The 14,675-nt window shown below is 44.6% G+C and carries 16 protein-coding genes and 1 riboswitch; of the genes, 2 read left to right on the top strand and 14 right to left on the bottom strand.

Annotated features, from left to right (window positions below):
- Positions 1 to 108: 108 nt before the first annotated feature.
- The 3 genes from MHB46_RS14130 to MHB46_RS14140 all read right to left on the bottom strand — a co-directional run bounded on the left by MHB46_RS14130 (position 109) and on the right by MHB46_RS14140 (position 4,109).
- A complete protein-coding gene (locus MHB46_RS14130) occupies positions 109 to 1,257 on the bottom strand; it encodes a G5 domain-containing protein (RefSeq protein WP_341162633.1) in 1,149 nt (382 codons plus the stop codon).
- A gap of 271 nt (positions 1,258 to 1,528) precedes the next feature.
- Positions 1,529 to 1,811: riboswitch (cyclic di-AMP (ydaO/yuaA leader) on the bottom strand.
- Positions 1,812 to 2,012: 201 nt separating this feature from the next.
- Complete coding sequence (locus MHB46_RS14135; protein WP_013308115.1) at positions 2,013 to 2,783, bottom strand: TatD family hydrolase; 771 nt, start codon at positions 2,781 to 2,783, stop codon at positions 2,013 to 2,015.
- A 42-nt stretch (positions 2,784 to 2,825) separates the two neighbouring features.
- Positions 2,826 to 4,109 (bottom strand): HD domain-containing protein, encoded by a 1,284-nt coding sequence (locus tag MHB46_RS14140; protein WP_165179748.1) that lies wholly within the window; start codon positions 4,107 to 4,109, stop codon positions 2,826 to 2,828.
- 331 nt (positions 4,110 to 4,440) lie between these two features.
- Here MHB46_RS14140 and MHB46_RS14145 point away from each other — a divergent pair, with 331 nt between their 5' ends.
- Entirely contained in the window at positions 4,441 to 4,695 is a 255-nt protein-coding gene (locus MHB46_RS14145) for an AbrB/MazE/SpoVT family DNA-binding domain-containing protein (RefSeq protein WP_007428005.1), read from the top strand.
- 124 nt (positions 4,696 to 4,819) lie between these two features.
- Here MHB46_RS14145 and rsmI read toward each other — a convergent pair whose 3' ends face one another.
- The 10 genes from rsmI to MHB46_RS14195 form a co-directional block, all read right to left on the bottom strand.
- Positions 4,820 to 5,701, bottom strand: a complete 882-nt coding sequence (rsmI, locus tag MHB46_RS14150) for a 16S rRNA (cytidine(1402)-2'-O)-methyltransferase (RefSeq protein ID WP_209940727.1) — start codon at positions 5,699 to 5,701, stop codon at positions 4,820 to 4,822.
- Positions 5,698 to 6,453, bottom strand: a complete 756-nt coding sequence (locus tag MHB46_RS14155) for a tRNA1(Val) (adenine(37)-N6)-methyltransferase (protein ID WP_254327482.1) — start codon at positions 6,451 to 6,453, stop codon at positions 5,698 to 5,700. The genes rsmI and MHB46_RS14155 overlap by 4 nt, the downstream gene beginning before the upstream one ends.
- Before the next feature lie 90 nt (positions 6,454 to 6,543).
- A complete protein-coding gene (gene yabA, locus MHB46_RS14160) occupies positions 6,544 to 6,918 on the bottom strand; it encodes a DNA replication initiation control protein YabA (RefSeq protein ID WP_025722558.1) in 375 nt (124 codons plus the stop codon).
- A gap of 27 nt (positions 6,919 to 6,945) precedes the next feature.
- The gene (locus MHB46_RS14165) at positions 6,946 to 7,746 is read right to left on the bottom strand and encodes a PSP1 domain-containing protein (protein ID WP_013308110.1); all 801 of its coding nucleotides are present in this window, start codon (positions 7,744 to 7,746) and stop codon (positions 6,946 to 6,948) included.
- A 138-nt stretch (positions 7,747 to 7,884) separates the two neighbouring features.
- The gene (gene holB / locus MHB46_RS14170) at positions 7,885 to 8,880 is read right to left on the bottom strand and encodes a DNA polymerase III subunit delta' (RefSeq protein ID WP_023986424.1); all 996 of its coding nucleotides are present in this window, start codon (positions 8,878 to 8,880) and stop codon (positions 7,885 to 7,887) included.
- Positions 8,881 to 9,041: 161 nt separating this feature from the next.
- A complete protein-coding gene (locus MHB46_RS14175) occupies positions 9,042 to 9,485 on the bottom strand; it encodes a YaaR family protein (RefSeq protein WP_013308108.1) in 444 nt (147 codons plus the stop codon).
- 197 nt (positions 9,486 to 9,682) lie between these two features.
- Positions 9,683 to 10,012, bottom strand: coding sequence for a cyclic-di-AMP receptor (locus MHB46_RS14180; RefSeq protein WP_007427998.1), 330 nt, complete (start codon positions 10,010 to 10,012; stop codon positions 9,683 to 9,685).
- A gap of 74 nt (positions 10,013 to 10,086) precedes the next feature.
- The gene (gene tmk, locus MHB46_RS14185) at positions 10,087 to 10,734 is read right to left on the bottom strand and encodes a dTMP kinase (protein WP_341162634.1); all 648 of its coding nucleotides are present in this window, start codon (positions 10,732 to 10,734) and stop codon (positions 10,087 to 10,089) included.
- 103 nt (positions 10,735 to 10,837) lie between these two features.
- Positions 10,838 to 12,421 carry an aminotransferase class I/II-fold pyridoxal phosphate-dependent enzyme gene (locus MHB46_RS14190; protein ID WP_341162635.1) on the bottom strand — a complete coding sequence of 528 codons (1,584 nt, stop codon included), beginning with the start codon at positions 12,419 to 12,421 and terminating at the stop codon, positions 10,838 to 10,840.
- Positions 12,422 to 12,565: 144 nt separating this feature from the next.
- The gene (locus MHB46_RS14195; protein ID WP_023986422.1) at positions 12,566 to 12,751 is read right to left on the bottom strand and encodes a sigma factor G inhibitor Gin; all 186 of its coding nucleotides are present in this window, start codon (positions 12,749 to 12,751) and stop codon (positions 12,566 to 12,568) included.
- 400 nt (positions 12,752 to 13,151) lie between these two features.
- Here MHB46_RS14195 and MHB46_RS14200 point away from each other — a divergent pair, with 400 nt between their 5' ends.
- Positions 13,152 to 13,679 (top strand): hypothetical protein, encoded by a 528-nt coding sequence (locus MHB46_RS14200; RefSeq protein ID WP_061831832.1) that lies wholly within the window; start codon positions 13,152 to 13,154, stop codon positions 13,677 to 13,679.
- A 372-nt stretch (positions 13,680 to 14,051) separates the two neighbouring features.
- On the opposite strand, the gene MHB46_RS14205 is transcribed toward MHB46_RS14200, so the two are convergent.
- Positions 14,052 to 14,471, bottom strand: coding sequence for a hypothetical protein (locus MHB46_RS14205; protein WP_013308104.1), 420 nt, complete (start codon positions 14,469 to 14,471; stop codon positions 14,052 to 14,054).
- Positions 14,472 to 14,675 lie beyond the last annotated feature (204 nt).

The following is a 14,675-nucleotide window of genomic DNA, read 5'->3' on the forward strand; positions in this document are numbered from 1 at the left end:
ATCTTTCCCTGCTTTTGAAAACAAAATAAGAAGAGGATATCCTCTTCTTAGCATGGCATAACTATGTTGTTAATACTATCGCATTGCCCTCAACATACACAACCTGTTTTAGTTGATTTCAGGCTTTACCGGTCCGATAACATATACGGTTTTACCGTGCTTACGACCAAATTGGTTGGCTCGGCTCAAACTCTCATAATACACATCGATTTTGTGGCCTTTAATCGCGCCACCGGTATCCTCCGCACGACGGAAGCCCACCCCTTCGATATACACCCACCAGCCGATTGGAATTACACTCGGATCGACCGCGATGGTGCGTCCTTCCGTGACACGTGCGCCGGATGCAGTACGTGTACCGATACCTGGCTCCTGTGAGGAATACGCCGTCATGGAGACATTTTGTAAAACTTTGCTATATTTAAAATTTACGCCTGCTTTACGGACAGCACTGCCCGAACTAACCGTTGTTGCCTCAACCGCATCATTGGGACCGACGGAAGCAGCAAGAACGACCGGTTTTTTCTTCGTTCCTACCGCAATGACCTTATCCACACGGTTCTGTGCAACTTCCTTGTTAACCAGCTGTTTGGATACCAACTTTCCATCATGATATACCTTTTGAACGTGCTGGACGACCACACCCGATTTGCCGCTTTGAATGACCCGATTATCGCCTTTATAAAGACTCGGATCGGCCGTTTTGATGACCTGATAAGGCACCTGTTTTTTCTGTTCGACCTGCTGTTTCTTCACACGGACGATTTTTATGTCCATGTTAGACGAAACAGAGGCATCCAACGCAGGATAAACTTTATCCGTTGATGATAATTTATAGCCCGAGGTACGAATGGCACCTTCTACTGTATTTTCTGTTGTGTACAGCTTTTTCGTCTCATTGCCTGAAGATACTTTGACTTGATTGGCACGTTTAATGACTACGCGATCGCCATCCTGTATTGCTCCATTTAGCGGCATGGAAACTGTATCATGCGGCTGAAGTGAAATGGAATGCTCGCTCAGCAAATCTTGAAGCTTGGATTCCCGGGTTTCTACCGCAGACGCCTTGCCATCGATGACAAAAAAGACTTGTTTTTTAGATTGCGTGTACATCAGAATTGAAATCATAATCGTTAGCGCGATTAGAAAAATAGCAACCAAAGCAGCCTGGCGCACATTCTCTTGCTTCCAACGCAATACGTAAGACATGCTGGATGAGCGTGACTCATGGGTATCCTTTTTTTGGAAAATGCCCATTTCCTCCGTCCTCCTTACATAGCCCGCCGTCTGGAGTAAGACATAGTTGAGATTTGACGTGACTATAACAGATTTTCTACAAGACAAGCCCAAACTACGACTGTCCTGCACCATGTACCCGTCTTCGCGGCATGCTGTCCTCCCCTGTTTAACCACAGTATGATGACAGATTTTCTTTTATTCACAACAAAAAAAGCCAGAGAAAGAGACTAGAGAGCTCTTTCGTGGCTTCCGGCATGTGTGAATATGCGGGAAAACTCATGCACGAGATGGCTTCTCTCTTGTTACGCTTACGGGGTTAGCTGTCGGGTTCGGACGTAGAGAGTCGCCCTAGCTTGGGTCAACCGCTCATGGCGGTCGCCTTCACATTCACCCCAAAGACCCAGAAAGAAATCGAAATACGGCTCCTCCACCTGTTCAATCCCTACCGGGAAAAGAATTTAGGTCGAGCCGGCTGGCGGAAGAGACGTTCCCTTCTTGCACATACGCCGGACGTACTGTAAGCCATATCGGTTCCCCCGTTCCCTGTAAAAGGGACTCAGCGAGACTGGTTCATGAAATGACTTGTTGATGTTTACATTCAAACAACAATTCACTGAAAAGATGATATCCTGTTTCTATGCATGTTGTAAAGCAGGTTTCAAGTACATTTTTTAAAATATTCGGTTAAAATATTGTAATATTCTCGAGTTTCCTGCAACAAATTCATGATTAGCTTCGTCTATCTCTTTATTTTGATCGATTTCTTCACTTTTTCACTGAATGTCAAATCGTTCCAGGGCATTTCGGGTCGTTATTGACACTAATTCCTCCACTGTAATCCCTTTGATTTGGGCTGCAGCCTCTGCTACCAGTCTCACATGTGCAGACTCATTTCGCTTCCCACGAAACGGATGAGGCGTCAGATAGGGAGCATCAGTTTCAATGAGCAGACGGTCCAGCGGCACCTGTGCGAGCACCTCTTTTGGCTGCTTGGCATTTTTGAACGTTATTGGACCACCGAAGGAAAGGTGAAATCCCATATCCAGCACCATTTTGGCTGTCTCCCAGCTACCCGAAAAGGAGTGCATGACTCCACCAATCTCACTCGCTTTTTCCTCGCGCAAAATCTTAACAATATCTTCATGGGCATCCCGGTTATGAATAACAATGGGCATCTTGAGCTCACGAGCCAGACCAATTTGATTTCGAAACACCCGATGCTGCACATCCTTCGGTGATGTATCCCAATAATAATCCAGACCGATCTCTCCGATGGCTACAACCTTTTTATGACTGCATAACGATGCAATCCATTCTAGATCGCCCTCCTGCATTGTAATAGCATCCTGTGGGTGCCATCCAACTGCCGCATAAATAAAATCATACGTCTCGGCCAATTTCATGGTGGATGGAATGGTCTCACGATTAAATCCGATATTGATCATCCGCGTTACTCCTGATTCGACAGCACGTGCTATAACTTCTTCACGATCTTCGTCAAATTGTGGCGCATCCAAGTGAGTATGAGTGTCGAATAAATCCAAGGTTTACATCTCCTTTTTTTACTTACATTTCTATATAGTTGTCTATTCTTTGACAAAATAATTCCTTATTTCGGCAGGAAGCCTGTCTTTTACCGCGTTCAATTTATTCTGGGGAAAATACATATGATATTTCCCTCGGTGAATACCACTTATTGAGCGCACAATTTCCGAAACTTCGGATATTTCACTCACCTCGCCCTGACGTCCAAGCAGTAAAATCTGGTTGTCCGTCGAGCCACCCTGCCGAAACACATCATAAGGAAGATCTGTCGGAAAATCAATTTCAAAATCATATTCAGGGTGCAAACCAGCCTCTTTCAAAGCTTCTCGAATACTGTCAATGGTATCTGTATCCATATTTTCAATCTCTACATATTTATACAATCTACGGTCCATAAACCGGCTGCTCAAATCACTTAAAATCTCGTCCTTTTCTCGTTTCCACTGGCTAAATACGGTCTGGATTAATGACTCGTCGAGCATCAGATATTGCTCTACTGTAAGATCTCCTTTCAACAGATCCGGCAACGGGTCCAGCAGAAATCCAAACTCATATCCGTTTTTAAACAATTCCTTTGCTCGCTTGAAAATTTTACGTAAAAGGATTTCCGAGCTGCGTGTTACAGGATGAAAATAAATTTGCCAATACATCTGGTAGCGTGACATTAAATAATCTTCTACTGCATGCATACCTGATTCCTTCACAACAATTCTCCCATTATGAGGACGCAGCAGTCGTAAAATACGATCCAAATCAATCGTGCCATAGTTGACGCCTGTCGAGTGAGCATCCCGCAACAAATAATCCATACGATCCGCATCTAGCGGACTGGTTACCAGGTTGACAACAATCGGTTTATCATACGTTTTGGCTATAACCGCAGCCACCTTTTGTGGAAGCTTCTCGTCGACTTGCCGTAGCACAGCGTTGATCTTCGTGTCTCCCAGTACAATGCGGCATGTCCAATCCTCATGGTTCATATGAAAGGCTTCCTCAATTGAATGAGAAAATGGGCCGTGCCCCACATCATGCAATAGAGCTGCACACAGAGCAACCAGCCTTTCCTCCTTCGGCCAATCCGGGAAATCTCCACGTTCAAATTGAGAAATAATACTTCTCGTAATCTCATATACGCCCAATGAGTGTGAAAACCGGCTATGCTCCGCTCCATGAAACGTAAGATACGACGTGCCTAACTGCCGTATGCGCCGTAAACGTTGGAACTCCGGCGTGTTGATCAACCGCCATATCACAGTATCCTGAACATGGATGTAATTATGTACCGGGTCTTTAAAAACTTTTTCTTCACTGAGTGGCTGGTGCAAGATATCAGCTCCTTTAATATTCGGAATAATGGATTAAAATACAATAAAATCCTAAATGGTTTCCCTCATTCGACATTATTTGTCGTAATATGTCGAATTATAGTTTTTCGACATTTCCAAATCGACAAACTGAATAAATCATCAATAAGATAAGGCAATACACACAAGTAAAGCTCTTTAATCTAAATACTTTTGCATAATCAGACTGTTACTACATTTTTAAGGTTGACTGTTTTGGGAATCGTTGGTATAGTAAATATCAGAAAAGAGAAAATTTTGTCGAATCATGACACTTATATTATTTTAAACGGCGAGAGGAGCCTGATTTATTATGATGAAATCCACTGGTATTGTAAGAAAAGTTGACGAGCTCGGACGTGTTGTTATTCCAATCGAATTGCGCCGTACCCTGGGAATCGGAGAGAAAGACGCTTTGGAAATTTATGTTGATGGCGAACGCATCATGCTTAAAAAATACGAGCCAGCTTGTATCTTCTGCGGCAATGCTGAGAACGTAATTTACTTCAAAGGAAAAATTGTTTGCCAAGATTGCATTTCTGAAATCCCAACACCTGTGACAAACTGAGAATTTTAGTATATAATAGACTTATCAGATATTGTTAATTCTAACCTTTTTCATATATACTCCTTGTTGCCTTCCACGGTTTGAACCCAACCGTTGGAAGGCCCTTTTTTGTTTAGGCAGATATTCATAAGAGTGCATTGTAAACATCTCTCTTGGAGATTGAACGATCTGTGGCTGTACGCTTCATTGCATCCTTGCGTGTGAGTCCCTCTGCCTCATAATGTGCGACGTGGGACTCCAAAGATAAAGACTGCCACCATGCCTGACGCTCCTGTTCCTCTTCCTCTTCGTCTTTCCCTTCAACCACCAGACAATATTCACCAATCGGCGGATTCTCCTCTAGTTTAGCAAGGCATTGCTCCACGGTTCCCCGCACCCATTCCTCATGCAGCTTGGTCAGCTCACGCGCAAGCACCACTTTGCGTGAACCTAATGTTTCCTTCAACACCATCAATGTCTTCACAATACGATGAGGCGATTCATAAAAAATAATTGTGCCGTGAGATACCTGAAACGATAGCAACAGCTTCTCTAGGTCCTTTTTCTCCCGTGGTGGAAAGCCAGCGAAGGTAAACCTTTCTGTATCCAGTCCTGAGGCAATTAAAGCCGATAGTGCCGCATTTGCTCCTGGGATAGGAATGACGCTAATTTCCGCTTCCAGTGCCAGTTTGACCAGATCCGAACCAGGGTCAGAAATGGCCGGTAGACCTGCATCGCTAACCAGTGCCAAATTTTTTCCTTCTATTATATAACGTATCAGTTCAGGCCCACTAGCAGCCTTATTATGTTCATGATAACTGAAGAGCATATCCGGTGTAATTTCGAAATGAGTGAGCAGTTTGCGTGTCTGCCGTGTATCTTCAGCAGCGATAATACTACATGATTTTAAGGTGTTAATCGCCCTAAAGGTCATATCGTCCAGATTTCCAATAGGTGTCGCAACAAGATACAACTTTCCCCGTTCTTCTTCGCTGTTACTAAAGCTTTTTTGTACAGCTGCTTTCACACAGAATCCCCCTTGCTTACTTCTCCATAGATATCTCTTATTTCCTGAGTATAATTCCCATTTTCCTGATATACAATGAGCGGAGGCAACAAACGAACCTCCGGTTTGCCGTCACGTAATGCTTCAACTAGTACCATATTGGCTTCCATATGAACTCTTGGGTGAACAAAACGTATTCGTTTGGGTTCCAAACTATGTTTACGCATCAAGGTTATAATCTCACCCAGCCGCTGCGGGCGATGAACCATAGATACCTTTCCCCCATTACGTACAAGCCGGGTGGATGCCTGAATGACTTCTTCGAGTGTGCAGTTCACTTCATGACGGGCAATTGCCTGGTGAGGATTCAGCTTGATATCGCTACCATTTAGCGGCATATAGGGGGGATTCACAGTAATCGCATCATAAACACCATGCCCCGTGGTGTGAACCAGCTCACGTAGGTCCCCTTCCCGAATCTGAATTGCTGCTTCTAATCCATTCAAGCTGACACTACGTCTAGCCATATCTGCCAAACGTGGTTGAATCTCAATTCCTTCAATAGACGCTTTTGTTCGTGTCGTTAGCAACAGCGGGACAACCCCATTGCCAGTACACAAATCCAGAATCTTCCCACGCTGCGGAATACCGGCAAAACGTGCCAGCAAGACCGCGTCCATCGAGAAGCTGAATACTTCATCACTTTGGATAATGCGCAAATTATGTGAAAGCAGATCATCAATTCGTTCAGACTTCTTTTCATTTTCGTACATAGTGCTCTCCCATCTTTTATAACCAAAATCGCTTTTCACTCATACTTCCTTACAAAAAAGCCGTAGGCATCTTGCTCCTACGGCTTGTTTTTATTTATTCAAAAATGACAGACAGAAGAGGCAATCGCCTTCCGTTCGCAAATGTCCGTAATACACGTTGCATATATGAAATCCTTCATGATACAGCCTTGCTAGATTGTCGTAGCCTTCGCCCACGACCTCACCCGTTTGCCCTTCATCCTTAATGACGATCGGAGGAGGAAGCTTCGGCTTGTTTGCCGTCTTTTCTTCTCCAGAGGTTTCACGTTTGAGCATCTTGCGCACCTGTTCGTTTTCAATCGTTAGTCGTTGATTTTCCTCCAGCAGCTCTTTTACTGCCAGTTTCAATTCACCCAGATCGCTATGCAACTGTCCCATTTGGGTTTCCATTTCGTGAATACGCGCAAAAACATTTAATTTATCCAAGTTTCCACCCCGAAGCAACCTAATGGTTTACTTGACGACTACATCGTCCATTGGAAGTTCCTTGACCTTACTGATCTCAAACAGTTGAACATGCACCGTGCGATGACCTGCATTCACACCTACGACTTTACCTTCTCCCAAAGAGGTGATAACCATCTTACCCACCTGAGGTAGCTCTTCTCGCATGCTTTCGTAGTTATCATGTTCAAACTTGAGACAGCACATCAATCTCCCGCACAACCCGGAAATCTTCGTCGGATTCAGCGACAAACTCTGATCCTTCGCCATCTTAATAGATACCGGCTCAAAATCCCCCAGCCATGAGGAGCAACACAGAATACGTCCACAAGGTCCGATTCCGCCAAGCATTTTAGCCTCATCCCGTACGCCGATCTGCCGTAGCTCGATCCGTGTACGAAAAATACTGGCCAAGTCCTTTACAAGCTCTCGAAAATCCACCCGACCCTCTGCCGTAAAATAAAAAATGATCTTATTGCGGTCAAATGTAAATTCTACATCTACCAGCTTCATTTTAAGGCCATGGTCTTTAATTTTATTTAAACACGTGCCGAATGCATCCTTGGCCGCCAATTTATTCTCTTCTACAACAAGAGCGTCATCATCCCCTGCAATACGAATGACTTTTTTTAAGGGCAGGACAACATCCGAATCATTTACCTCTTTTTTGCCCACTACAACCTTGCCATATTCAATACCGCGCGCGGTCTCTACAATGACGCAGTTTTCTTTCTCCACTGGAAGGTCCAGCGGATCAAAATAATAAGTCTTGCCCGCCTTCTTGAAACGGACACCCACTACACTATACAAAAATTAACCCCCTTGTATGCCACTAAACCTCATTTGAAGCCGACATTGTACGAATGGCCGCAATTGAAGTCTCACTGTCGCACAAACCGGGAACCTGGCGTCGCGGATTGTGCAGAGTGGAACAAGCGCGCCTTCCTGTTAGCCGGTGATAGAACCGCTTGTATCGGACAACCCAATCAGAAGCTGCTCCACGCATAATTGCCCGTTGACGTGAAAACGGAGCTTCTTCCTGCAATTCGCGGCCAAATCCATATAAGAGACCCATTGTTCCGTGCTGCGGGTGATTGCCAATTTGGAGACGGACTCCAAATGATCTATGAAAACAATGCTTTCGTGCCTTCCGTAACGGAAATGAAGCATATCCTTAAACCACAAATGAAACAGATGAAACAGAATATCCAGGTGTTCAGAAAGTCCAGTTTTAAAAATCTTCTGTTGAGCCAGAATAATAGACGAGCTCCCCCGACTCATGGACTCCTTCACTAATTGTAACACTACGTTTCTAATTTCTGCAAACCAATTCTGCTGGAGAATTTCTCTACATGATTCCAGTCCTGAAGCAATATGAACGACCGACCGGACAAGCCCTGCCGTATAGCCTTCCCCAATTAATGCCTGCATCATCACCTCCGGCTGTAAAGCGTGGAAAGGAACCTGCTGCGTCCGTGATTGAATCGTAGGCAGCAACGCCTGTCCATTTTCAGAAATGAGTATGCCGACCACTGGAATCTGGGGCTCCTCCAGAAATTTAAGTAGGCTATTAGCAGCTTGCACTGTCATGGTATCCGCCTGCCGAATGATATATACCTTCGGATTGGAGCTTTCAGATTTGTAAGAAAATATACGTTGAAGCCCACGAATCTGATCAATTTTAATCGTAGCTCCATCCGGCTCTACAATATGCAAATCTGGATGATTCCCGTGCTCTACCTTGCGGCATGACAAACACTCCCCGCATGCATCATCCGTCTGTCGCTCACAAAATAAAGCCTTAGCAAAGATCTGCGCCATGTTCATCTGCCCGCTTCCCGGCGGCCCGCTAAAAACATAGGCATGGTTGACCGTATGATTCCGTAGTGCACTTTGCAGCATTTTTTTGGCTACATCCTGGCCCATTATATGTTGAAAAGACATATTTCCTCACTTTCTCCACTGAAAACAACTGTGATCCCTCAACAAATCGTTGTTCTTCCAGGCATGTACATAGTCAAAAATAATCTGCCAGCATGATCAGCAAGCAGATTATTTCTTCGTGGCAACAGCCCGTCTGTATTCATTTATAACATAAGTCTGCATTAAAACGAGAGATTAATTAGCAATCCTCTGATCTCACCGACCCCTTGCAAAAGCTCAATCTTGCCTTGCTCGGTTTCGAGCAGCTCATCCGCCATTTTGAGCAACAGCTCATCCACTTCATCAATCAGCTTATAACGTTTGCTGCGTCCCCGGCGATCCCAGCCCTTCGTGTCCTTCATGGACACGCCTCGCCGAACGGTATCTTCCAAAAACCGTTTAACCAACATCTTATAGGCCTTCAGCTCACGAATCGTCATTGAACGTGCAAGACGATCTCCCTGCATTTGTATTTCCTTAAAGCGCCGATTCAATTCCTCCTGCGAAGCTTGCTCCCCATTTTGCTGCATAACGTCGGAGAAGCTCTTGGGCTGAATTGGCTTTGCACTCATTTCATTTGTAGACAATGTACTTTGTAAAGGGCGATAGCCCGGATTTATTTTCATATAAACCTGCTTTCTCCCCGGATGCTTCCACTTTCCCCCTTCATGAACAGTTCAATCTAGAACTCAGGGTTTCTTCGGCTTTCCGGGAACTGCACTGTAGCGCTGCCGTTTTAGTGGATCTGCCCTCACTCTCATCATGTGAGAAGATACAGGCGATTCCCCTATCATATCGGCAGAATAGGCCCTATTGTGTAGATTCAGAAATGCTCGAAACGGTCTACAGGCATCACGAATACCGTCGCTCCACCCACCTGGACTTCAACAGGCAACGGTAAATAGGAATCCGTCGTCCCGCTCATAGGGGTAACGGGTGTGACCAGCTGTTCACGAACCTTGCAACTGCTGCGAATGACGTTCATTAATGAGTCCACCTGATTGTCATCGACACCGATCATAAATGTCGTATTACCAGCACGCAGAAATCCTCCTGTGCTCGCCAATTTAGTAGCACGGAAATTAGCTTTCACCAGTCCGCTGGATAATCTGTTACTGTCCTTATCCTGTACAATCGCAATAATCAGCTTCATCCTGTATTCCTCCTTCAAGTCATATTAGAGACAACCTTGTCCCTAGCTCAATTTTACCGTATATCCTTCGACAATTATATGCTAAAATTCTGAACAAACCGCTTTTTCAGCAAATCCTTCAATACTTGCTCCACCTGCTCTGGCGCCGGAGATGCATCAACAATTGTAATTCGCTCCGGAAATTTGCGAGCCAACTCCAAATATGCCTCTCGCACCTTATGGTGAAACGATATACTCTCCATGTCGAGGCGGTCCATTTCTGCTCCTCGTGACGCATTAATTCTTGCCAATCCCAATTCAGGCTCAATATCCAGATAAAATGTGGCATCCGGCTCCCAATCATCCACCGCAAAGCGATTAATTGAAGCTACCTCTTCAATTCCGATCCCTCTTGCAAATCCTTGATAGACCAAGCTACTATCCACAAAACGATCACATAATACGATAGATCCCTGTTCAATAGCCGGCTTTACCTTCTCCACCAAATGCTGACGCCGCGCCGCCGCGTATAAAAGTGCCTCTGTTCGAGCATCCATACTGGTATGAGCAGGGTCCAAAATGATAGAACGAATCTTTTCGGAAATTTCGATGCCACCCGGCTCCCTCGTCGTGATAACTGGATAGCCTTCTCTCTCCATAAACTTCGCCAGCCGTTGAATCATAGTTGTTTTACCGGAGCCGTCTCCCCCCTCCAGTGTGATAAAAATGCCTTTGCGATTCATGTTATTCCCTGCTTTCCTGCCTGAAAAATAAAAGTCACCCATAGGCTACGTATGCTTCTTTTATTCAGTCTTCTGTATTTGTTAAGTCTCTAGTATCTAATCTTTATTGTAAACGGAATACCCGAATTGTAAGCATACTTTCATCTGCTACCCCGTGCCACTTGGCTCCCAGCTCACGTAGACGACTCATCCGCAATGCAATCGCTTCTGTGATCGTTTCTCCTGCATATAGCAGTGGAATACCTGGAGGATACGGGATAATCATTTCAGCCGCTACCCTGCCAGCGGATTCGTCTACAGGCACGGTCTCCATCTGATCCGGGCTAATCGGTCGAAGCCCAAACGGCACCGGACTAGAGTATCCCTTCATTCTATCATTGTTCCACGTGGAAAAATCTAATTCGAGTCTTTGCTGCTCTTTTTCCGTTGACCCCGGCTCACCAGCCGTCTCCTTAAATCTTATATCATTATCTATATGCACAAGAGCCTGCAACAGGTGACTCGCATCCTTAGCCGTAGAGCCTAACGTAAACAATAAAACAACATGTTTTTCGTCGCTCATCTCTGGAACGCATCCGTAAGTCTCCAACTCATGCTTGAGTCCAAACCCATCCAGTATACCCCATGTATCATACAGCACCAATTTAAAAGGATCCTGGGTTGAATATCCGCTTATTCCCTCATCAGCCCTTTCTAGGACTTCAGAGATTCCCCTGTGAGCGTATTCTCCTTCTAGTGCCTGCTGTGTAGGTTCTAGCAAGCGAAAGCGTGGGAGCTGCTCCAGGCCCTTTCTAAAAGCATCTGCCGCCGCTAAGCCCACTGTAAAAGCATCTGTTCCATACACCTCTATATACCATCTTGCCAAATCCAGTGAAGCCATTAACGGATAAGAAGGGCTAGAGCTTTGCACCATCGCCAAACGCTGACGAAGCAGTTCCCGATGGATTCTCTCTCCCTGCACATGTAACATGGCCCCCATGGTCATGGCTGGAAGCATTTTATGTGTCGACTGGACGACTACATCAGCCCCGCAGGATAGCGCAGAGGCTGGCAAACGAGGATGCAGCCCATAATGGGCACCGTGTGCCTCATCTATCAATAGCGGCACATGGGCTGCATGACAGGCCTTAGCCGTTGCCTTCAGGTCATGCCCCATCCCATAGTAATTAGGTAGTGTAAGTAACACCCCTTTAGCCGAAGGATAGGCCTTCAGTGCAGCTTTTATTGTATCCGTCGTTGGGGCAACCGCCAGCCCGCTTAGTGTATCTATTTCCGGATCTAGGAATACCGCATTAGCCCCTGACAGCATGAGACCGTTCAGGACAGATTTGTGTACATTTCTCTGTACCAGCAGTAGATCTCCCGGCTCCGTACATACAGTTAAAATCATAGCCAAATTACCGACCGTGCTTCCTCCAATTAGCCAAAAGCTCTCTTCAGCACCAAAGCACTTTGCAGCCAGCTCTTGCCCTTCACGAATCACATCTTCTGGGTGATGCAAATCATCCAGTCCAGTAATTTCTGTCGCATCAATAGACATCACTTCTTGCAACAGAGATGCAATATTTTCATGCTCATATACTTGTCCATTTTTATGACCGGGTACATGGAAAGAAGCATTTCCCTGAGTCCGGTAACGTATTAGAGCTTCCATTAATGGTGCATGTACCGCCTTTTTCCCCATCATTCTGCAATCCTTCCAAACAAAGCTTTATATCTACCTTATTTTATCGTAAAATCAAGCGGAATCCTACTTTTACTCACAGAAAAAAAGGCCCGTATCGACAGACCTTGGAATGCCAATCCTTCAAAGACTAATTAGCAAAGGATATTATGCATTTTTCTGTACCCAGATTTGCTTTAGTTGATCAATAAAAAAATGATATTTGGCATCAGTTGCATCCGTGTGCACCATTTCAGCTTCACACGTATCACAGATAAACTCGGAAACGATAAAAATGCCTTCATGCTTGTGCTGCCCGCATATAATACAGCGGTGGCCGCCTTGATCATGCATATCCATCCCACCTTGTTTCTTTTACTATTAGTATGGGGCACTTTCTACTATTTTAAACCTTTTCATAGCCCAGTTCGACGATATACTCTATATATATTCCAGCTGGGCCATTATGGTGTTTGTACCCCGTATGTTTAAAAAACAGCCGTCTATGCCGATATAATAAGAAAAGCTCTTATGTATGGATACCCTTTCATCGGAGCCCTTGAACACTTCATCAGTGATAGCTTTTCCAGTAATTATAGAGTAGGCTAGCTAACACTGGATGTCGATCATTCTGTATTTCTACAAAAACGATTAAATGCTTATTTAAAGCGGCATGAGCGAAGTACCGTCCCTTTTTCCGGCTGTGGACGGGAAGCCACTTGTGATGCAGTAGATTAATGAAAGGACTGTTCGCATGACAGAGGAAACCGGAACCAAAGCTACCTACTATCACTACAAGCTCATTAAAAAAATCAGTATACCGCGTCAACTAATATGGAGTCATATCACACTGCCTGTTATTATGCTTCTCTTTCTGCTCCTTGCCTTTTCCTGGACTAGCGTGTTTTTGTTTGCTCTTGCCTTTTTCCTAACCTTATGGGTACACTTCGTAATCTCACGATCTGTCCTATACATCGGTGGCGGAACATCCTTCCGCAAACGCTGGGCATTCCACCGTAAATTACCTTGGCTAGGCTATATGACAGACCAGTACATAGGCTATAGCATCTTTCGTCGTGTGCACATACATACCCTCTGGATCGGTATCTGCTTATCAGCCGTATTCATTCTCTGGTCTCCACCAGCCTTTACTGTATCCTTACTCTTCTGGCATCTTTGGCTTATTGCACCGCGTCTATACATCCTCAGTCGGCTTACCGGCGAGAGAAAAGATGGCATGTTGAAGTTCACCGATGAAGATGCCTCATATTATCAACAGTAAATCTAACCACTCATTATCCGTACAGATAGAAAATTCAGGTCTGAACTAACCTATGACCATATAGACCGAAGCAATAAAAAAGGAGCAACCCCAACCGGTTACTCCTTTTTTTGTGACTTAACAACTATAATCGTTTTATTCTCTTATCAAGTAAACTTTTCCTCATCTTTATCCTTGTTATTCATGTAGAGCATTTGATCAACATGCAAATATATAAAAGGAAGCCACTCCCTACTCAACAGCAGTTCTGAGTGCTTCCCCATATTCGATCTCTTCATTCATCATTATGCACAGCATACAATACGCTATGAGTTTACTATAAATATGATCTACAATAAATACTATGCTGCTTACTCGGTTGAAAACCGTGCCCTAATTAAGATCCACGCTTTTGCTCTTCACAACAGCCTTTCTGTCTTTTGGAACCAATACAGTAAAAGAACCATCATGCACAGACAAATGCACCATGTGTTTATTTTTCTGAAACACCTTCTGATTCGAGGTGGATAAATTCGGTTCCTCAGTCCAGCCCCAAGCTGCAATCTCCTCCAGATAAGGAGCAGGTAGACTATCACTTTCCTTCAACGCTGGCAGTGCATAGCGAACATAGTCCATGTCCGAATTACTGCTGGCCCGATCGGTTTTACTAGCTTCTTTAGGAACCGGAAACGTCTTCTCGTTAGCAGCACCCTCAAACGATGTCCAAGAAGGCTCCTCTTCCACGCACCCGGTAAGAATCGCGACAGCGACACTGAATAGCACCAATAGAGCAAGCCATTTATTTCGCCGCATGATCTTCCCTCCTTACCAGCCTGATTGACTATACAAAATCCTATGATGGAGTTTGCATAAATCTGCAATAATGCAGCGTGTGTGTATGGGATTCAATACCTATATTATACAGGGTTTACTCCTACATTCCGTAACAAAAATGTTACCTTCCTTTTGTAAGGATATTTCTAAAATATACGTATATGCAAAAAAAGAACCATAATC

Origin of the sequence: Paenibacillus sp. FSL H7-0703 (assembly GCF_038003485.1) — a bacterium.
Lineage (GTDB): Bacteria > Bacillota > Bacilli > Paenibacillales > Paenibacillaceae > Paenibacillus > Paenibacillus polymyxa_B.